This window comes from Actinopolyspora alba (assembly GCF_900112765.1).
Taxonomy (GTDB): Bacteria; Actinomycetota; Actinomycetes; order Mycobacteriales; family Pseudonocardiaceae; genus Actinopolyspora; species Actinopolyspora alba.
Genome location: NZ_FOMZ01000008.1, coordinates 91,300 through 111,375, shown reverse-complemented (window position 1 = coordinate 111,375; position 20,076 = coordinate 91,300). Strand labels below are relative to the sequence as shown.

Below are 20,076 nucleotides of genomic sequence, written 5' to 3'. Positions count from 1 at the left end.
CTGCTGGGCAGCATAGGGTGTCGCGGAGTCGGTCCGACGGCCCGGTCGCGGTGGCCGTTCGATGTCTCCGCCACTCGCCGCGAGCGCGGAGCGGGAGGTCGTGCCGAGTCGGGCCCGTGAAACGCGAGCCGGCAGGGTGACTACCGTCGACCGCTCCGCTGCTCGTCCTGCCGGGCCAGTCTGGCGAGCATCGCGTTGTACGCCTGCCTGGCCCGCTCGTCCTCGTCGAGGTCATCCGTGGTCCGCAGGCTCTGCACCTCGGAGTCGGCCTCGCCGTCGGTTTCGGCGAGCGCGCTGCGTCTGGCGGACTCCAGCCAGTTGCCGAAACCGGCTTCCGAGCCGTTGGCACGCATCCACTGCCGCACCAGCACCAGCGCGAACACGGCCATGAGCGCGTCGCCGAAGAACCACATGATCCCGCCGCCGAGCCGTTGGTCGGCCAACACGGTCAGCGTGCCGTCGTCGATCCACCAGTCGCGCATCCTCCCGTAGGCGGGGAACAGCGGATCGTCGGCCATCATCAGGATCACGCCGATACCGGTGTCCGGTCCCATCCCCATCAGGGCGCTGAACACCCGCAGCGGGTAGGGGAAGTGCTGCCAGCGGGTCGGTTCGGTGCCCAGCAGTGGCAGGAACGTCAGGTAACCCGCGACCAGGTACAACACGCTCTCGGCATGGTGCAGCCACGGGTTCAGCAACATGAGCTGCATGAACGGGGTCAGATGGGTGGCGACCAGCACCACCGAGTACAGCACCATGGTCCACGCCGGGTGGGTCAGCATGCCGACCGCTCGGCCGCGCAGGATTCGCGCCACACGCCCGGACTCGTCCAGCTCCGACCACAGCCGCAGTGGTTTGCCGTAGACGAGCAGGGCGGGGACCAGCATGATCAACATCAGGTGCTGCACCATGTGCATGGTGAACAGCGCGTGGCCGTAGACCGCGACGAAGCTGTTCATCGCCACGAACAGGCTCACCAGCCCGGAGGCGAACAGCCAACAGCGGTGGGCGGGCCAGGTTCGGCCCCGGCTCCCGCGTCGGAGTCGTGTCACCCCGGCGGCGTAGGTGACACCGAGCAGCACGATCAGCAGATCCCACCAGAACGCGAACTTCCAGCTCAGCAGCGCACTGGTGAATGTCAGCTCTTCGACATGGTGCACACCGACACTCTCCCGCATCCGGACGCCGCGTTCGCGCGGGCGGCGCCCGGATCGTGTCCCGGAACACGCGTCGCCTTCCGGGTGGGGCGGCGTAGTCCCCGGCTGGGAGCGGTTTCTCCCCGGTCGGGGGCGGTGTAGATTTCTCGCGAAATCGCCGCCCCACTGCGGCGGCTCGGCCCCGGCGGTGTCGATTTCTCGCGAAATCGCCGCGTCTACGGTGCTTCCGAAGCGGAGCCTCTACCACCTTCGCGGGCCGCCCCCCCCCAACCACGCCCGCAGCTCGCGCCGCCGCGGGTTCTCCCGTGCGGCTCTCGTGAGGACGCCGGAGACGTTGTGTATCGCTACCCGATGTCGCCGAACCCGCAGCGAGAGCCGTGCGAGAGGTTCCGCCACGTTACTCCCCATGATCACCGCGCGGAATCCACCTCGTGTGGCGTGAGCAACGCGCGTGTCCCCGGTGCGTGAGTCGGATGCATTGCGAGGCCGGGCCGCTCGCCGCGTAGGTCGCTACTCAAGAGCCGGCCCAACGAAGCAAGGCGCCGACTCACGTGCCGGTTAACCAGCCACCGGAGCAACTGCCGCTGTGCTCCATCAAACGGAGACCAGGGGGGAGACCGTGCTCCACCCCTCGACCTCACGCGGTTCACGGGCGCCCGGCCCGACGTAGCGTGCGGAGGGGCGTACCAGCCGGCCGGTCCGCTTCTGCTCCAGGACGTGGGCGGACCAGCCCGCCAGCCGCGCACAGGTGAACATCGCGGGCATCATCGGTGTCGGTACCCGTGCGAAGTCCAGGATCACCGCTGCCCAGAACTCCACGTTGGTGGCGATCTGCCGGTCGGGGCGCCGCTCGGCCAGCACCGACAGTGCCGCCTGCTCCAGTTCCGCGGCCACCTCGAACCGGGGCGAACCGAGCTGCTTGCAGGTTTCGCGCAGTACCCTCGCGCGGGGGTCCTCCGCGCGGTAGACCCGGTGCCCGAAGCCCATGAGCCGGTCGCCACGATCCAGGATCGACTCGACCACCGCGCGGGCGTCACCGCGCTGTTCGACCTCTTCGATCATCGGCAGTACCCGGGCGGGGGCGCCACCGTGCAGTGGCCCGGACATGGCACCCACGGCTCCGGAGAGGCTCGCGGCGGCGTCGGCGCCGGTGGAGGCGATGACCCGCGCGGTGAAGGTCGAGGCGTTGAGGCCGTGTTCGGCCGCGGAGACCCAGTAGGCGTCCAGCGCCTTCACGTGTGCCGGATCCGGCTCGCCGCGCCAGCAGGTCAGGAATCGTTCGGCGACCGTGCCGCACTGGTCCAGTTCGGAGCGGGGTACCTCGGGGAGTTCCTCCCCCCGGGCCGACTGGGCCGCGTAGGACAGCGCCAGCTCCGAGGCCAACGCCAGCTGGTCACGTGCTTGTTCCTCGGTCACGTCCAGCAGCGGGGCGAACCCGTTGGTCGGTGCGACCATCGCCAGCGCCGACTGCATGTCGACACGTACGTCGCCGTTGCGCACCGGGAGTCGGTCGTCGCTCGCCGCGCCGAGGCCGTTGCCGAAGCGGCCGTCGACCAGCAGCGCCCATACGTCGCCGAACGAGACCCGGCCCGCCAGCTCCTCGATGTCCACTCCGCGGTAGCGCAGGGCACCACCGTCACGGTCCGGTTCGGCGATCTCGGTCTCGAACGCCACCACGCCTTCGAGGCCTGGGCTTACAGCGGCTTGCGTGGCTTCGTTGTTCACTGGATTCGGCATCGTCGCCTCGTCTCCTTCGTCGCCGGTTGTGCCGTCGACCCAGTGCGGGCCGCGGTGGGGACGTGGCGGGGTGGTGTGGCACACGGTCGCGGAACGCGGCCGATGTCGTAGCGGTAACAGTGCACCCACTCGGTACGTGAAGGCAATCGTCGCGCCCGGTAAACGCGGAGTAATGAAAAAGATCACATCCCGTCCGGCCCGGTGGTCGCCTTCGAGGGAGTTTCGGAATCGTTTCCGAGCGGCGACAGCCGACTGGATCGATTACGAGATCGATCGGGACCGAACTGCGGTTCGGTCCGGCTTCGTTTTCCGTTTACCGTCGTTCGGGGCGTCGCTTCGCCTGGCGCGCGGGCGTTCGAGGTATCGCGCACCATTGCAGTTCAGTGCGAGCACATTTGACCCAGCGGTGGCGTCGCTTGAGACGTCGGTCTAGTCAGGAGGAATGGATGTCGCAGGCAAAGGCCACGTTGTCCGGGATGCGCGTGTCCTACGATGCCGAGCCGCTTCAGGAGTCGTCGCTTGCCACCACCTGGCACGAGCAGCTTCGGCAGTGGTTCGACGAAGCGGTGCGGGCGGAACTGGCGGAACCGAACGCGATGGTGCTGGCAACGGCGGACGCCTCGGGGATGCCTTCTTCGCGCACGGTGCTGTGCAAGGGGATCGACGAACGTGGCCTGGTGTTCTTCACCAACTACACCTCGGCCAAGAGTCATGATCTCGGCGCCACCCGGGTGGCCGCGGCTACCTTCCCCTGGCTGTCCCTGCAGCGACAGGTGAACGTGCGCGGCACGGTGGAGAAGGTCAAGCAGGAGGAGACCACCGACTACTGGGTCCACCGCCCCCGTGGTTCACAGCTCGGCGCGTGGGCCTCGCCGCAGTCCTGTGTGGTCTCCGGGCGTGCCGCGCTGGAATCCAAACTCACCGGTATCGAACGCAGGTTCGCCGATTCCGAGCGGGTTCCGGTTCCGCCGCACTGGGGCGGGTGGCGCATCCGGCCGGAGTACGTGGAGTTCTGGCAGGGACAACCGGACAGGTTGCACGATCGGCTGCGGTTCGTCCGCGAGGACGACACCTGGAAGGTGCGGCGGCTCGCGCCCTGACGCGGGTGTCGCTGTTCTCGGTCCTCCTCCGGCAGGGCGCTCGGGTGGCGGAACCTCGCGCGGGTTCCTCGCTCCCGGCGCTCTCCTCGCGCGTTGCCCGACACGGCGTCGGGCGGCCCGAGCGGAGGATTCGGTTGATCAAGGTGACAGCACGGTTAACGGGATTGATCGGCTAAGACATACAGTGGTCGTGTGAACGAACACATCCCGGCTACAGGTCACCAGTTCGAGATCGTTCACGGTGGCGTGCGGGCGGTAATCACCGAGGTGGGTGCCGCGCTGCGTACTTTCGAGGTCGACGGGGTTCCCTACAGCGAGACCTACGAGGCCGACCGACTACCGCCCGGAGCCGCCGGGGCAATACTGGTGCCGTGGCCGAATCGCGTCGCCGACGGCCGTTGGAACCTGGAGGGCGAACCGCAGCAGCTCGCGCTGACCGAGCCGGATCGGCGAAACGCCATCCACGGCCTGCTGCGGAACACCCCCTGGACGGTGGGGGAGCACACCTCCGCCGCCGTGGTGCTGCACGCGATGATCCCGGCACAGCCCGGCTGGCCGGTTCCGCTGCTGACGGCGGTGGAGTACTCCGTCGACGACCACGGGCTGACGGTGCAGCACACCGTGGAGAACCTCGGTTCCCGTCCCGTCCCGTTCGGGATCGGTGTGCATCCCTACCCGCGGGCGGGCGATGCGGCCACCGACGACTGCACCCTGCGGCTGTCCGCCTCCAGCGTGCTGCCGATCGATCCCGAACGGATGCTGCCCGATCGGCCGCCCCGCAGGCTGGAGGGCGAGGAGCAGGATCTTCGCACCGGCAAGAAGCTCGCCGGGGTTTGGTTGGATACCGCTTTCGGCGGGGCCGCACCGTTGCCGGACGACCCGGTGGGGCTGGTGCGGCACTCGTTGACCGACTCCACCGGTCACGGCGTGCAGCTGTGGGCCGATCCGGTTTTCGGCTGGGTACAGGTCTACACGGCGGCCGAGTTCCCGGAGCGTGGCAGGGCGATCGCGGTGGAGCCGATGACCTGCCCGCCCGACGCGTTGAACTCCGGGACCGACCTGATCGTGCTGGAACAGGGGCAGACCTGGTCGGCGCGTTGGGGACTCCGCCCCATCGGCTGAGACGCCCGGCCCCCGGTGGGAGCACCGGTTACCCGAGTGGGTGGGCACGTGCGAGTGCTTCCGGTCCGTCTCCGGGGGCCGAGGTGCGCGGCGAGTACGATCGCCAGGCCGGTCCGGGACCCGGCTCACGTCTTCGCCAGCTCGCGGCCGATCACCATCCGCTGGATCTGGTTGGTTCCCTCGAAGATCTGTAGCACCTTCGCTTCGCGCATGTAGCGTTCCGCGGGGAATTCCCTGGTGTAGCCGGCGCCTCCCAACACCTGCACGGCGTCGGTGGTGACCTTCATGGCGGCGTCCGTCGCGATCAGTTTGGCCACCGAGGCCTGCCTGCTGAAGGACCGCCCCGCGTCGCGGCGCCGTGCCGCGTCCAGGTAGGTCGCCCGGGCCGACTGCACGGCGGCTTCCATGTCGGCGATCATGAACTCGATCCCTTGGAAGTCGATGATCGATCGGCCGAACTGCGTGCGCTGCCGCGCGTAGTCCACCGCCAGGTCGAGCGCCGCCTGTGCCAGCCCCACGGCGCAGGCCGCGATTCCCAGCCTCCCGGAATCGAGCGCGCGCAGCGCGATGCGCAGTCCGTTGCCCTCGCCACCGACGAGCCGCTGCTCCGCGACCCGAGCGTCGTCGAGGACGAGTTCCGTGGTGGGCGAGCCGGTCAGCCCCATCTTGTGCTCCGGTTTCCCGGCTTTGAGCCCCGGCGTGTTCCCGTCGACCAACAGGCAGCTGATCTCCGTCTCCGAGGTTCTGGTCAGCAGGGTGTAGAAGTCGGCCACCCCACCGTGGGTGATCCAGCACTTGGTGCCGTTGACCGCGTACTCGGCACCGTCCCGCTCCGCGCGGGTTCGCAGGGCGGCCGCGTCCGAACCGGCCTGTGGTTCGGACAGCGCGTAGGCGCCCAGGGTGTGGCCGCCGAGCATCTCGCCGAGCCAGCGTTCGCGCTGCTCGCCCGTGCCGAACTCGACCAGCGGGTAGCAGGACATGGTGTGCACCGACAGGCCGACTCCCACGGTCATCCACGCGCTGCTGATTTCCTCCAGCACCTGGAGGTAGGTCTCGTAGGGCTGGTTCGCCCCGCCGTACTCCTCGGGGTACGGCAGGCTCAGCAACCCGGCTTCGCCGAGCAGTTCGAACTTCTCGCGGGGGAAGCTCTCGTTCGCCTCCGCGCGCGCCGCCTCCGGCGCCAGTTCGTTCCGGGCCATGTCCCTCGTGAGGTTGAGCAGGTCGGTTGCCTCGGTGGTGGCGAGAATTCGTTCGACTGGCATCAAAGACCCCGGTTTTCGTGCCTTTTAGTACTCTGTTGAGTACTCAAGGACTGAATAGAGTACTGTTGATGGCGTATAGTACTGCTGTCGAGTACTCGGCGAAACCGGTTTCGACCTGTTGCCGTCCCGAGGGGCGGTTCATCTCCCCGCCTGTGGCAGCCTCGAACGATGACTCATTCCCGTCCGGCGGAAACCGCTCACGAGCCGTGCGACACCGCCCGAACCCCGGCTGTGCGGGCCCGTCGGGCGGAACTGCTGGACCGGCTGTGCGAGCTGTTCCTGGCCGAGGGCTTCGCGCACTTCACCCTGGACGAGCTGGCCGGACGCATGCACTGCTCCAAGTCCACCCTTTACACGCTGGCGCACAGCAAGGAACAGCTCGCCGTGCGCGTGGTGGGGCACTTCTTCAAACGAGCCACCGTCAACATCGAGCGACGGGTCGCCGAGTGCACCGATCCGCGCTCCCGGATGCGCACGTACCTCAAGGCGGCGGCGGCCGAGCTGGCCCCCGCGAGCAGACGGTTCATCGCGGACATGGCGAGCAACCCGGCCACCCGAGCCAGTTACGAGTCCAACGCGAGGGCGGCCGCCGACCGGATTCGACAGGACGTGCACGAAGGGGTGCGGACGGGTGTCTTCCGCGAGGTCGACTCCGCGCTGGTGGCCGAGATGGTCGGACTCACGCTCTCGGCCATCCAACGTGGTGAGATCTCCGAGCGGACGGGGCTTTCCGACGCGGCCGCCTTCGACGCGCTCTCGGACTTCCTGGTGGGAGGGCTGTCCGCCTCGGAGACCGATCCGGCGCGGAGCACGGAAGAAAACGGTACGGAAGAAAGTTGATTCTCATCTGCGGTGAGGCCCTGGTCGATCTGGTTCCCGGTGAAGCACGTGGGGGCGAGCTCGCACCGTTGCATCCCCGACTCGGTGGTGGTCCCTACAACGTCGCCATCGCGTTGGGCAGGCTGGCGACTCCGGTGGGAATGTTCACCCGGTTGTCCCGTGACCGGTTCGGTACCGAACTGCTGAAGCGCCTTCACGAAGCCGGTGCCGACACCACCGAGGTGCAGGTGGGGGCGGAACCGACCACGCTCGCGGTGGTGGAGCTGGACGAGCGGGGATCCGCTCGGTACGGCTTCCACACCGAGGGCACCGCCGCGCCGCTCGTCGCGGACCCCGGTGACCTGCCCCCGGAGGTCGAGGCGCTCTCCTTCGGGACGCTGGCGATGGTTCTGGAGCCGGGAGCCTCGGTGCACGAGCGGGTGCTGTTCCGGGAATCCGAACGGGGGAGGTTCACAGCGCTCGACCCGAACATCCGGGCGGATCTGATCGAGGACCCGGACGCCTACCGGCGACGTTTCCTGAGCTGGTTGCCCGCCGTGGACCTGTTGAAGCTCTCGGTCGAGGACGCCGCGTGGCTGGTGGGCTCGGAGTCGGCGGTCGAATCGCCGGAGCTGTTCGAGGCGTTACGGGACTGGCTCGGCCGTGGTCCGGCAGCGGTGGTGCTGACCAGGGGCGCTGACGGGATGGCGGTGTTGACCGCGGACGGCGGGCTCGTCGAGGTGGCCGCCGCCGAGACGTCGGTTGTGGACACGATCGGGGCGGGGGACACCATTCAGGCCGCGTTGCTGTGTTGGTTGCGCAGTGCCGGGGCGTTGTCCGCTGCCGCGGTGCGCGGGCTTTCGGCGGCGGACTGGACCGCCGCGCTGAACTTCGCGGCAGCGGCAGCCGGGGTCACGGTCTCCCGCCAGGGGGCCGAACCGCCCTACGCCTCCGAACTCTGAACCGCGTACCGACCGACGGCGCGGCGATTTCGCGAGAAATTGACGGAGGCCGGGGCCGTGCGCCTCACCATCGCGGCGATTTCGCGAGAAATCGACGCCGCAGCGGCGCAGTGCCGAGCCCCCACCACGCCCGCGGGCCGAGCCCCGACCACCCTCGCCACCGGCGCCGCCGCGGTTCTCCGGAGCGAGAGCCGTGCGAGAGGTTCCGCCGAGCGAGCCACTCGGCAGCCGATGGGACGGCAATTCTCGGACAGACGTGAAAGAGGGGCACCCCTTGGGAGCCGGGGTGCCCCTCACTCACCTGTGGAACCGGCACAGCCACTCCTGGCGTGCCGATCGTCGACGGGAGTCCTCGTTTCAGAGCACGTCGATGTTCACGAGGAGGTCGATCAGCGACTGAATAATGACCACGTTGCTTTCCTTTGCTCAATTTGGCGATTGTTTTTCATGTTGCGGCCGCGATGAAGAAGTTAGTGGCGTTTCCGGGGTTTGTCTGTCACACGGAAGTGCAAAGTGATCAATACTCTCCGTGTTAGGTAAACACGCCGGGTATTTGCGAAACACTTTCGTGAAAAACATTCGCAGCATGTTGTTCGATGAAGATCACGCTTCGTGTTCGCGCGATGGCGCGTTGCTGGGTGTTTTCCGAGGCGAGGCTCTCGCGGTGGCGCTCCCGGTTGGCAGTGGATCTTGCTGTGGTGCGCAGAAGCGACCCGTTAACCCGAAAGAGTGTCGGTTCACTCTTTCGAGTGGGTGTTATAGCCCCGGAGCGAAGAAGTGATGTCGGTCACTTTTCGAGGGTTCGGTTGTCGATCAGCGGTCGATCTTCCGGCGCGAACCTCCGTTCCGCCCTTCGCGCGGTCGGCGTCTCCCACCTGCCCCTCTGCGCGAACCGGGATGTGACGCCGACAACTAGGGGTGTGACGTGTGCGCTTCGGCGGGATGAACAACGGGTGTGATCGTGGTCCCACCTTCCCGTTTCAGCTGACACCGTTGCTGCGTGAGAGGCCTCTCGCGGTCTAGCGTGACTACTGACAGGACCCCAACGGGGTGGTGCTGCGGCGGTTCGGATTGATCCCGGCCGGCGTGTGCGCTCGATCGGGAACGGGTGACCCCGGCGCTTCGGGTGTCGGACGTACCGCTGGTCGGCGGCAGTACCCCCCAGACTGAGCGCGAGAGGTTCGGAGAATGCCCGACGACGCGACCGCCAAACGCACTGTCGCGCTGCGCTACGACGCCGGCGAGCACGAAATGGGCGTGACCGCTCCCACCGAAGGCGCGCCCGGTGTCAATTTGGACAAGTTGATGGCCAAAACCGGTTTGGTGACGCTCGATCCGGGCTTCGTCAACACCGCGGCCTGCGAATCCGACATCACCTACATCGACGGCGATGCCGGGATTCTGCGCTACCGGGGCTATCCCATCGAGGAACTCGCGGACAAGTCGAACTTCGTCGAGGTCAGCTATCTGCTGATCTACGGCGAGCTGCCCACCGCGGAGCAGTACGAGAACTTCGCCGACCGGGTCCGCAGGCACACGCTGCTGCACGAGGACCTGCGCAAGTTCTTCGACGGGTTCCCCAGGGACGCGCACCCCATGCCGGTGCTCTCCTCGGCGGTCTCGGCGCTGTCCACCTTCTACCAGGACAGCCTGAATCCGTTCGACCGGCAGCAGGTCGAGCTTTCCACCCACCGGTTGCTCGCCAAGCTGCCGACGATCGCGGCCTACGCGTACAAGAAGTCCGCCGGTCAGCCGTTCCTCTACCCCGACAACTCGCTCGGGCTGGTGGAGAACTTCCTGCGGATGACGTTCGGTTTCCCCGCGGAGCCGTACGAGGTCGATCCGACCATGGCCCGTGCGCTGGACCTGCTGTTCATCCTGCACGCGGATCACGAGCAGAACTGCTCCACCTCGACCGTTCGGATGGTCGGCTCCTCCGAGGCGAATCTGTTCGCCAGCATCTCGGCCGGTATCAACGCCCTGTTCGGGCCGCTGCACGGCGGCGCGAACAGCGCGGTGCTGGACATGCTGGAGGGGATCCGCGCCGACGGCGGGGACGTCGACTCCTTCGTGTCCCGGGTGAAGAACAAGGAGCCCGGCGTCAAGCTCATGGGCTTCGGGCACCGCGTCTACAAGAACTACGATCCGCGTGCCCGGATCATCAAGAAGACGGCCGACGAGGTGCTGGAAAAGCTCGGCTCCAACGATCCGTTGCTGGACATCGCGCGCAAGCTCGAGGAGCGCGCGCTCTCCGACGACTACTTCATCGAGCGCAACCTCTACCCGAACGTGGACTTCTACACCGGCCTGATCTACAAGGCCATGGGCTTTCCCACCAAGTTCTTCACCGTGCTGTTCGCCCTCGGGCGGCTGCCGGGCTGGATCGCCCACTGGCGCGAGATGCTGGACGACCCCGCCCGCAAGATCAGCAGGCCGCGTCAGGTCTACACCGGCCAGGCGCAGCGTGCCTACGTGCCGATGAACGAGCGCTGAATCCTTCTCGGAATCCTGTTGCGCTCCGGTGCACCGAACGGGCCGCTCGGATGGTCGAGCGGCCCGTTCGCTCGTTCGTGCCCGCCGACACGCTCCTCAGGGGTTCGTCAGGAAGCCCGCAGCGCGTCCTTGAGCCGAACCCTGGCTCCGGTGCGCAGCACCGCGTTCGAGTAGATCCGGCCGCCCAGCCACAGCACGGCCGCGCTCGCCACCAGTGAGAGCACCACCGAGAGCGCCCCCTGCCACAGCGGCACACCGCCGAGCGCCACCCGCATCGGCATCAGCATGGGGGAGAAGCCCGGAACCATCGACAGCACCGTCCCGGCGGTGCCGTCGGGGTTGTTCGGCAGTACCGACACCCCGACGAAGAACGGCACGATCAGCATCATGATCACCGGGGTTATCACGCTCTGCAGATCCTCCTGGCGTGAGACCAGTGAGGAAGCCGCCGCGAGCATCGTCGCGTAGAGCGTGAAGCCGAGCAGGAACCACAGCACCGCCCAGCCGAGCAGTCCCGCCACGGTGAAGGTGGGCAGGGTCAGTACGGCTGTGGCGGTGGCAGCGGCGAATCCGAGCACCCCGATCACCGCGAACTGGATCAGCCCGGTGATCCCGATCCCGACGATCTTTCCGGCCATCAGCTCGGTGCTGCGGATGGTCGCCAGCAGCACCTCCACGACCCTGCTGGACTTCTCCTCCACGACGCCCTGCGCGATCATCTGGCCGGTCATGATCAGGAACATGTACAGCAGGAAGGTGGAGATCATCGCGATGATCAGCCGCTGGGCCTTCTCCGCGTCGGAGATCCCGGCCATCGGGCCGTCCGCCGCGTCCTGCGATTGCCCCATCGAAATGATCGCCACTTCGCCCTGACCGGCCCGGTCGCGCACCGCCTGGGGATCCAGGCCCGCGTCCGACATCTCGGCGTCGAGCTGGTTGTTGTAGGTGATCGTGGTGAGCGCTCTTTCCAGGTGCGGGAAGACGTGCTGTTCCACGAACAGCTCCGGAGCGGTGGGGGTTCCCGCGACCACTCCGTCGAGTTCGCCCTCGTGCACCAGGTTCTTGCCCATCTCGGTGTCGGCGACCTTCCGGATGCTGATGGCGGGTCGGTCCACCCCCGCTTTTCGCTCCAGGGACTCGGCGAGCCCGTTCGCGGACGGTGTGATCCCCAGTCGAGTCGTGCTGTCCGAGGCGCTCAGGTCGTCCTCGGGTGCGTTCGAAGCGCCCGCGAAGAGCATCACCACCGGGAACGCCAGCACCAGCAGTGCCATGAGCAGCGTTCCCAGTACGAACGCCCGGGTTCGCACCCTGGTCTGCAGTTCGCGTCGGGCGACCAGCCACACGGTGTGCAGTGTCCGTTTCACTCGTCGGGCTCCTCGGTTACGGCGTCGCGGAACAGATCGGTCAGGCTGGGACGGGTTCTGCTGAACTCGTGCACCGGGCCGGTTTCCAGCGCGGCACGCAGCACCCGCTGATCGTCGGCCGTGTCGTCGAGCCGCAGTGTGGTGTGCCCGTTCTCGCTGCTCTCGACGTTCACGCCGGGCAGCCCTTCCGCCCAGTCGGCCGGTGCCTCCGGCGCGTGCACGTTCAACCGCACCGGGCCGCTGGACCGCAGTTCCTCGACGGTGCCGTCGGCGATCATTCTGCCGCGGCGCACGATGCCCACCCGGTCGCACAGCCGCTGCACCAGTTCGAGCTGGTGGCTGGAGAACACCACCGGAACACCGCGGTCGCGCATCTCACGCAGCACGGTGCTCATCACTTCGACGGCCACGGGGTCGAGGCCGGAGAAGGGCTCGTCGAGGATCAGGACAGCCGGATCGTGGATCAGCGCGGCGGCCAGCTGCACCCGCTGCTGGTTTCCCAGACTGAGTTTCTGCAGCTGGTCCCCGCGGCGTTCGGACAGCTCCAGCCGTTCGGTCCACCAGTTCGCGGCGCGGTCGGCCGCCGCGCGTTCCATGCCGTGCAGCTCGCCCAGGTACCGCAGCTGTTCCAGCACCTTCATCTTCGGGTAGAGCCCGCGTTCCTCCGGCATGTAGCCGATCCGGCTGCGTGTCATCCGGTCGACGGGCGCGTCGTCGTAGCGCACCTGCCCCGAGTCCGCCGCGAGCACACCCAGCGCGATCCGCATGGTGGTGGTTTTCCCGGCGCCGTTGCTGCCGACGAACCCCAGCATCTCCCCGCTTCGCACGGTGAGTGACATCTCGTCGAGGGCCACGACGTCCCCGTAGCGTTTGGAGATCCGGTCGATCTCCAGCGCGCCTTCGGGCACGGAATTCTCCTTCGGTTGTCGTTGACGACGGTGTTCCGCCGTCAGGCACGCGTGTCGTGCTGTGCTCCGCGCACCGGTGTCGTCCGAACGTGGCTACGCACCACACGCGAGTTCGGTTTCGAATCTTCACCCTATCGGTGGAAACGCGACTGTTGGGGGCTTTCGCGTCGCTCCGTTACCGGCCGGGAAGGCCCGGTCCCGGCGAGGCTGGGGGAGAGCTCCGCGACGCGTTCCGCTGTCCGTGACCCGGCGGCTATCAGTCGTAAGGGGATGGTAGGGCCGCAGAGCGGCGGCGATTTCTCGCGAAATCTCCGCGAGGGTGGGGCGCACGGCCCCGGTCTCCGTCAATTTCTCGCGAAATCGCCGGGCCGGGAGGCGATCCGGATCAGTGGTACACCCCGCGCAGCGCCCTGGTCACCAGATCGGCCACCCGGGGCAACGCCCTGGCGCGGACCTCGGGGGGCAGGCCGGGGCGCACTCTGCGGTCGAGCACGTCGGCCGCGTTCATCGCCCCCTCGTGCCGTACGGCCCAGACCACCTCGACGGCGCTGGTCGAGAGCTCGGGAACGATCGGTTCGCGCAGCGTCGGGTCGAGCTCGGTTATCGCCGACACACGTTCGGCCTCGGTGCCGTAGCGGTCGATCAGCCGTCGCTCCGCATCCAGTTCGGCGAGTTTCCCCCGGTCCGTGGCACCCACCAGCGGCGTCTTCGCCGTGCGGCTGTTCCCGGCGCGGAGTCCGCAATCACGCACGGCCCTGTCGACGGCCTCGACGGCGGCCGTGCGGTACGGCGCGAGAGCACCTCGCAGCACGCTGATGACTCCGGCGGGTGAGGTGTGCACGTGATGCTCCCGCTTCCGGGAATCCGACAGTGCCTCCAGCGTGGCACCCCCTGTCCCGCGCGCGGAGCCTCCCCGGCCGTCGGTTCGCCGAGGGACCGCGTGCGATACCACCTGGCCGTCCAGCGAGTGCGCCGCACGTGCCGCCGGACCGAGCAGCCCGGCTGCTGCCGCGAGCAGGCCGCTCGTCTCGGAATCGCTCGGCTCCGGCCGTCCCGTGGCTTCCGGGGGAGTGCCGCCGAGTTCGACGCTGCCTGCCGTGACCAGCAGCCGGTTCCCCGGCTGTGGGACGCACCGCACGGCTTTACCGGAGCCCTCGGCCCGCGGTGCGATCAGCCCGGTCGCGGTGGCCCCCACGGCCGCGGCATCGAGCACGACCCCCGGCGTCCGGAAGGTGTTCAGCGGTGGGCGATCGACCAGTTCGGCCGAGCGCGGACCGGTGGCGTTGATCACGGCGCGGGCCCTCAACCGGATCTCGGAGTCCCCGAGCCGGTCCAGCACGTCCGCCCCGTCCCGGTGCAGTCGGATCGCACGGACCCTGGTGAGCACGCGTGCGCCGAGTCCGGCGGCAGTGCGCGCCAGTGCCACCGCCAGCCTCGCCTCGTCCGGCTGCTGGACCCCGAACTCCAGCAGCCCGCCCCGCAGTCCCGGCACGGACAGCCCGGGAGCCAGTGCGCGTGCTTCCGGGGCGGGAATCCGGCGTGGTGCCGGAAGCGTGGTAGCCGGGGTGCCCGCCGCCACGCGCATCGCGTTCGCGCTGTTCGAGTGGGCCAGCAACCCCAGCTCCGCGCGGCGCGGCACTCCGCTGTCCAGCGGTACGAGCAGCGGCAACGGGCGCACCAGGTGCGGCGCGGTGGTGCGCAGCAGCACTTCGCGCTCCACGGCGTCGCGGCGTGCCCGGACGAGTTCCGCCGGACGGCCGTCGTGGGGACGACCGTCCGGCAGGATGTCCGACCACCGTGGGCAGTGGTTCGCCAGGTCCTCGGCCTCGACCAGCGCGACCGACAGCCCCCGCCCCGCCGCGTCGAGGGCCGCGGCGGTGCCGGTGACCCCGCCGCCCACGACCAGCACGTCCGGACGCGCCCCGGCGGCCAGTTCCGCGAGTTCCGCGTCGCGTCTGGCCGCGTGCAACGACGTGGCGCGCGGGGAAGTGCCGCTCGGTGAGTCGGTCATGATCACGTCAGTCCCGTTCCGGCGGGGTGGCGCTGTTCAGGAGCCGGACCAACGCGGCAGGGCGCCGACTCACGGGCGGGCCACCGGACCACTTACGCGGAGTCCGTTGTGAACTCTCAGACGTTGACGATCATCTTGCCGGTGTTGTCCCCGCGAAGCACTCCGAGGAACGCCTCGGGAGCGTTGCGCAGCCCGTCCACCGTGGTCTCCTCGTAGTGCAGCTTGCCCTCCCGGACCAGCGGGGCGACGTGCTCGAAGAAGTCCCGTTTGCGGTGACCGTTGTCGTTGACGATGAAGCCCCGCATGCTCAGCCGCTTGGTCACGAACTGGAACATGTTGCGCGGGCCGGGCTGCGCCTCGGTGACGTTGTACTGCGAGATCGCACCACAGGCGGCGATGCGACCGAAGTCGTTCATCGCGCCGATGGCGGCCTCCAGGTGGTCACCACCGACGTTGTCGAAGTAGACGTCGATGCCGTCCGGAGCGGCCTCGCGCAGCTGCTCGGCCACCGGGCCGTCCTTGTAGTTGAACGCCGCGTCGAAGCCCAGGTCCTCGGTGAGGTGGCGGACCTTCTCGGCCGAACCGGCGCTGCCGATCACGCGCTTGGCACCGTTCAGCTTCGCGAGCTGCCCCACCAGCGAGCCCACGGCGCCCGCCGCGCCGGAGACGAACACGGTGTCGCCCTCCTGGAACTCGGCCTTGTCCATCAGGCCCACGTAGGCCGTCAGGCCGGGCATGCCGAGGACACTCAGGTAGGCGTTCGGCGGGGCCTCGTCGGAGACCGTGGTCGCCTGCGACTCGTCCACCAGGGCGTACTCCCGCCAGCCGAGGCTGTGCAGCACGAGCTGGCCCGCCTCGAACTTCTCCGAGGCGCTGACCACGACCTCGCCGACGGCGCCGCCGTCCAGCGGCTTGCCGACCTCGAAGGGGGCGACGTAGGACTTGGCCGCGCTCATTCGGCCCCGCATGTAGGGGTCGACGCTCATCACCTTGTTGCGCACCAGAAGCTGTCCCGTCTCCGGCTGGGGGACGGGTGCTTCCGCGACCTCGAAGTTGTCGTGGGTGGGCCACCCCTGCGGACGGGATGCCAGCCGGATTTCCACGCCCGTGGTCGGGACGGATGAGTCGCTCACGAGAACCTCCATATGCGGAACTAGTTAGTACCGTAATTTTACCCGTACTGCCGGGGTGTCGCCATGTGGCGAGCCCGCGTGGTGCGATCGTACCGACCGGTCGGTCGGGAGTGGATCGACCGCCCGTCGGCTACCCGAGGTGTCGTCAGTGGAGGTCGTGGTATCTGCTCGGGATTAATAGTCCAAGCGTCCGGATTTCACAGTGTCGATGAAAGCCAGCCAGCTTCCCGGGCCCAGTACGAGCGGACCGAGATTTCGGTTCTTGGTGTCGCGTACCAAGCGGGAACCTTCGTTCGACGACGCGATCTCCAAACAGTTCCCGGTTCCGGTGCTGTGGCTGCTTTTTCGCCATGCTCGACTCGACAGTCCGGTCCGTGGGTCGTTGCTCAAGACAGCTCCTCGAACACGTTGTGGCCGAGATCCAGTGATTCGCGAGGAGAAAGGTTTGACTCCGTGCCGAGGCCAGCGGGGTGCGGATAACTACGTATCACGCCGTCGAACACGTGCTGGCTACCGCTCCCGGCGACTGATCCAACCGGTTGGGATCCAGTTCGGCGCGGACCAGCGCCCCTGCTCCAGCTCCCCGTAGAGGTCCAGGTAGGCCCGCTGCACGGACCTGATCGCGTCCTCGGCGCCGGCGGGCTCGGCCGTGGTGTCCGGCGCGGGCAGCTGCGTCACGCGCAGCCAGCGTTCCTCCCACAGCGCCTCCATGGCGGCGTTCCACCGCAGCCGGACCCCTTCCTCGACCTCCTCCTGCTGCTGCTCGGCCTGCTCGACGAGGTCGCGCTCACCGCTCAGCTCCCGCTCCAGCCGTTCGACGCGATCGCGTTCGAGCTCGTGCAGCCGCTCCACCGCGTCGGTGGCCAGCGCGACGATCTCCTTGTAGCGTTCGGTATCCGTACCGTGCCGTTCCTCGGGAACCCCGGAACCACCCGCTGCCTCAGTCATCGGTCGCCTCTTCCCCGGAGATGTTGGACGAAACCGTTTCCGGCCCGCGTGGTCTGGGAAGGTTGTTCGGCTCCGCCGTGACCTCCTCCGGCTCCCCGGTGGAACCGTCCACCGCTTCGGAGAGGTCGAACGGCAGGATCACCTCGGGATGCGAGTGCACCGAACGGTCGAAGAACAGGCCGCGATGTACCCGGGGTGACCACGTGATCAGTTGCCCGGCCGCCAACGGCGCGAGCTCCTGGCCCTGCACGTCGAACGCCACCCAGGCCCCGATGTCGTCGGTGGGTCCCATGCCCAGCGTGTTGCGCAGCCGTTGGGCGCTGCGCCACCAGCCGATGGTGTGCACCCCGCACTCCGGACCCTGCTTGAGCGTCTTGCGCAGCTGGTCCAGTCCGCTGACCCTGCTCTCCGGGTCCTTGCGCTCCAGCATCGACTGCGCGGCGTCCACCGCGTAGCACAGCAGGTAGTGCGGCACGGTCTCCGAGCCCGCCCCACCGGACCCGCTGCGTTCGTCGACCAGATCGGACAGTACTCGCAGCGCCTCGCCGAGCTCACCGGGGCCGATGAAAGTGACCGTGTGCCCGGCATCGCGCAGGGCGCTCGCGACGGCCCACGCGTCCTCGGAGGTGTCCTCGGTCAACGTCGCGATCGTGAACTCGGCCCCGCCGGGGGAGAACTGCCGCCCGAGGGAGAGCGCGCTCGTCCCCAGCACCGCCGTGGCGTCCACCTGGGCCGAGCCCAGCACGGCCAGGTTCCTCCCCGGGGAGCGCTCGAACGACAGCGCCGCTGCCGTGCCCCGCACGTCGATCACCTGCCCCAGCAGCACCCTCGGACGACGTGTCGTCACCGGACGCAGTTCATCGAAGTCCGACGTGCCGATCAGACCGGGCAGGTGCGAACCGTCGAACAGCCGGGGTGGAAGGGCGTTGCGCCTGCCGGTCTCCCAGAGGTGCCGCTCCCAGAGCCGGTGCTGCAGCGAGTCGAACGTTTCCGAAGCGGTCGCGTCCGGCACGCGGACCACCTCGTTGCCGTGCTTCACGCCGGACTCGTGGTTGATCACCGCGTGCCAGCGGGGCAGTTCCAGGGCGGTGGTGTTGTTGTCCACCAGCACCCGGCGCGCCTTCGGCAGCGCCACCCGGAGGATGAACTGCTCGAAGATGGCCGGCTTCCCCCAGAACGCCTCGATCCCGGAAACGTCCTGACTGGCCAGCACCAGGTGAATCCCCTGGGATCGACCACGGCGCGCGACGTCCTCCAACAGCGTGGCGGCCTGACTGGACACCGCGTCGCGTTCGGCGAACAGGTACTGGAACTCGTCGATCACCGCCACTATGCGTGGCCATCTTCCCTTCGGATCCCGCTGCCGCAGTTCCTCCAGCTTGGTGACTTCCTGCTCCTTGGCGGCGTCGGCCCGCCTGCGCATCTCGGTGGCGAGGAAACGCAGCAGCGCCAACCCGAACTCGCGGTCGGTGTTGACGTTGACCCCGACCAGCCGTGCGTGCGGCAGCCAACTCGGGTCCCGGTTCCCGGGCGTGAACTGCGCGAACGACACGCCTTCCTTGAAGTCGAGCAGGTACATCTCCAGCTCGTCCGGGCTGTACCGCGCGGCCAGGCTGCCGAGCATGCCGTACAGAAAGTTCGTCTTCCCCGAACCGCTCGGCCCACCGATCAGCGTGTGCGGGCTGGTGTCGCCGAGCGAGATCCGCACCGGTTCACCCTCGAAGAATCCCACCGGGGCCGACAGGCCGCTGGTGGAGTCCTGCGTCCACAGTCCTTCGGGGAGCAGGTCGTCGAAGGTGCGCACCCGTGCGCGCCTGGACTGGAACGTTTCCGAGATCGCGGAACAGGCCCTGCTCACGCGCTCCCGGGGCGGGACCTCGTCCGGGCGAATCGCCAGGTGTGGCCCGGTCATGCTGCTGCGGGCCAGATCGGGGGCGAGCAGCGTCACCGATTCCAGCGCGTTGTTGACCGTCATCGGCAGGTCCACCACGATCAGCTGAATCCCGCAGGCGAGCCCGTTGCGCGCCACACGTTGCAGCTGCTGTTGCTGCTCATCCTTGAGCGGTTCGCCGTCCCCGAAGAGCACCGCCACCCGCCAGGGCTCACCGCGGTGACCCGTCTCGGCGGCCAGCGATTTCAGCGAGGTGTGACCGCCGAGCAGCGCGGTGGTGTGGATTCGGCGGATGTGCTCGGCCAGCTCCTCCAGCAGGTCGTCCAGTCTGGTCGGATCGTGCGCGGTGAGCAGTCCGGAACGGGTCAGCGGGAACAGCCCGGGCAACGTGCCCGTCAGCCGTGCGGTGTCCCAGACGTGCACCCGGACCAATCCGGGTTCGTAGTAGGACAGCATGCGCAGCAGCAGGTTCTGCACCAGCGATTCCGCGGTGTCCCTCGTGGCGCTTTCCAACGTTCCGGAGCGGCAGGTGATCCGCAGGTGCGACTCGTCGAGCAGCGGAACGGCCGCCGGGAACTCGGCCGCCTCCGGAGCGTCCGGTGCGTGGGCGGTGCCGAAACGCCACAGCGTGGGGGCGGGGGTCCGGGCGTCCGCCGCGCCGATGCTGCCGAGCCATTCCCGCCACGGTGCCGAGGCGGTGCCGGGAGCGGCCTCGGCGACCAGCTCGCCGAGCTGCCCCGGGCCACGCGCGGTCCACTCGGAGAACACCTCGGTACGTTCCTCGACCGCTTCCTCCAGGGCGCGGCGGAACTCGGCCTGTTCCGAACCCTCCAGTTCCTCCGGATCGCGTGCGGTGGCCGTGACCCCGTGCCGTGCGATGCGCAGCGCGTGTTCCCGCTTGGCGCTTTCCGCCCTGACACGCGCGAGTTCGTTGGCCGCCGCTCCACGAGCCGTAGCGGCAGTGGCGCTCAGCCGATCGAAGGCTGCCTGGATGGCGCCGCGCCGTTCGTTGCGTTTACGCACACTCCACCTCGGTACTCGCATCACTGACCGTAAGCAAAGTACCACCGATCACATCGTCCGGTCGGCAGTGTGAGCCGTTCCTCGTAGGTATGTCGGGTGATGCCCACCCGCCGCGGTGGGGTCACGAGCCACCTCCCGTTCGGGAG

Annotated in this window: 15 protein-coding genes; 5 read left to right on the top strand and 10 right to left on the bottom strand. The window is 68.3% G+C overall.

What is annotated here, in order from left to right; genetic code table 11:
* Positions 1–140: 140 nt before the first annotated feature.
* Both BM150_RS13520 and BM150_RS13515 read right to left on the bottom strand, forming a co-directional pair.
* A complete protein-coding gene (locus tag BM150_RS13520) occupies positions 141–1,160 on the bottom strand; it encodes a cytochrome c oxidase assembly protein (protein ID WP_245755483.1) in 1,020 nt (339 codons plus the stop codon).
* Positions 1,161–1,751: 591 nt separating this feature from the next.
* On the bottom strand, positions 1,752–2,894 hold the full coding sequence (locus BM150_RS13515) for a citrate synthase 2 (protein WP_092927621.1): 1,143 nt from the start codon (positions 2,892–2,894) through the stop codon (positions 1,752–1,754).
* A gap of 446 nt (positions 2,895–3,340) precedes the next feature.
* On the opposite strand from BM150_RS13515, the gene pdxH reads away from it, so the two are divergent.
* Together pdxH and BM150_RS13505 are read left to right on the top strand one after the other, a co-directional pair.
* A complete protein-coding gene (pdxH, locus tag BM150_RS13510; protein WP_092927620.1) occupies positions 3,341–3,994 on the top strand; it encodes a pyridoxamine 5'-phosphate oxidase in 654 nt (217 codons plus the stop codon).
* Between the two features lie 192 nt (positions 3,995–4,186).
* On the top strand, positions 4,187–5,116 hold the full coding sequence (locus BM150_RS13505; RefSeq protein ID WP_092927619.1) for an aldose 1-epimerase family protein: 930 nt from the start codon (positions 4,187–4,189) through the stop codon (positions 5,114–5,116).
* A 125-nt stretch (positions 5,117–5,241) separates the two neighbouring features.
* Here the strand turns inward: BM150_RS13505 and BM150_RS13500 are convergent, their stop codons facing one another.
* The gene (locus tag BM150_RS13500; RefSeq protein WP_092927618.1) at positions 5,242–6,378 is read right to left on the bottom strand and encodes an acyl-CoA dehydrogenase family protein; all 1,137 of its coding nucleotides are present in this window, start codon (positions 6,376–6,378) and stop codon (positions 5,242–5,244) included.
* Between the two features lie 168 nt (positions 6,379–6,546).
* Between BM150_RS13500 and BM150_RS13495 the strand changes: the two genes are divergently transcribed.
* The 3 genes from BM150_RS13495 to BM150_RS13485 all read left to right on the top strand — a co-directional run bounded on the left by BM150_RS13495 (position 6,547) and on the right by BM150_RS13485 (position 10,652).
* Positions 6,547–7,218, top strand: a complete 672-nt coding sequence (locus BM150_RS13495; RefSeq protein WP_092927617.1) for a TetR/AcrR family transcriptional regulator — start codon at positions 6,547–6,549, stop codon at positions 7,216–7,218.
* The gene (locus BM150_RS13490) at positions 7,215–8,159 is read left to right on the top strand and encodes a carbohydrate kinase family protein (RefSeq protein WP_092927616.1); all 945 of its coding nucleotides are present in this window, start codon (positions 7,215–7,217) and stop codon (positions 8,157–8,159) included. The genes BM150_RS13495 and BM150_RS13490 overlap by 4 nt, the downstream gene beginning before the upstream one ends.
* Before the next feature lie 1,188 nt (positions 8,160–9,347).
* Positions 9,348–10,652 (top strand): citrate synthase, encoded by a 1,305-nt coding sequence (locus tag BM150_RS13485; RefSeq protein ID WP_092927615.1) that lies wholly within the window; start codon positions 9,348–9,350, stop codon positions 10,650–10,652.
* Positions 10,653–10,759: 107 nt separating this feature from the next.
* Here the strand turns inward: BM150_RS13485 and BM150_RS13480 are convergent, their stop codons facing one another.
* The 7 genes from BM150_RS13480 to BM150_RS13450 all read right to left on the bottom strand — a co-directional run bounded on the left by BM150_RS13480 (position 10,760) and on the right by BM150_RS13450 (position 19,930).
* Positions 10,760–12,016: an ABC transporter permease gene (locus BM150_RS13480; RefSeq protein WP_092927614.1), complete on the bottom strand. Its 1,257-nt coding sequence runs from the start codon at positions 12,014–12,016 to the stop codon at positions 10,760–10,762.
* Positions 12,013–12,924 carry an ABC transporter ATP-binding protein gene (locus BM150_RS13475; RefSeq protein WP_092927613.1) on the bottom strand — a complete coding sequence of 304 codons (912 nt, stop codon included), beginning with the start codon at positions 12,922–12,924 and terminating at the stop codon, positions 12,013–12,015. The genes BM150_RS13480 and BM150_RS13475 overlap by 4 nt, the downstream gene beginning before the upstream one ends.
* 385 nt (positions 12,925–13,309) lie before the next feature.
* On the bottom strand, positions 13,310–14,935 hold the full coding sequence (locus tag BM150_RS13470; protein ID WP_175496812.1) for an FAD-dependent oxidoreductase: 1,626 nt from the start codon (positions 14,933–14,935) through the stop codon (positions 13,310–13,312).
* Between the two features lie 116 nt (positions 14,936–15,051).
* A complete protein-coding gene (locus tag BM150_RS13465) occupies positions 15,052–16,080 on the bottom strand; it encodes an NADP-dependent oxidoreductase (protein WP_092927611.1) in 1,029 nt (342 codons plus the stop codon).
* A 162-nt stretch (positions 16,081–16,242) separates the two neighbouring features.
* Positions 16,243–16,458: a DUF397 domain-containing protein gene (locus tag BM150_RS24925; protein WP_281243700.1), complete on the bottom strand. Its 216-nt coding sequence runs from the start codon at positions 16,456–16,458 to the stop codon at positions 16,243–16,245.
* Positions 16,459–16,578: 120 nt separating this feature from the next.
* A complete protein-coding gene (locus BM150_RS13455; protein ID WP_092927610.1) occupies positions 16,579–17,016 on the bottom strand; it encodes a hypothetical protein in 438 nt (145 codons plus the stop codon).
* Positions 17,009–19,930: an FtsK/SpoIIIE domain-containing protein gene (locus BM150_RS13450; protein ID WP_092927609.1), complete on the bottom strand. Its 2,922-nt coding sequence runs from the start codon at positions 19,928–19,930 to the stop codon at positions 17,009–17,011. The genes BM150_RS13455 and BM150_RS13450 overlap by 8 nt, the downstream gene beginning before the upstream one ends.
* Positions 19,931–20,076: the final 146 nt, after the last annotated feature.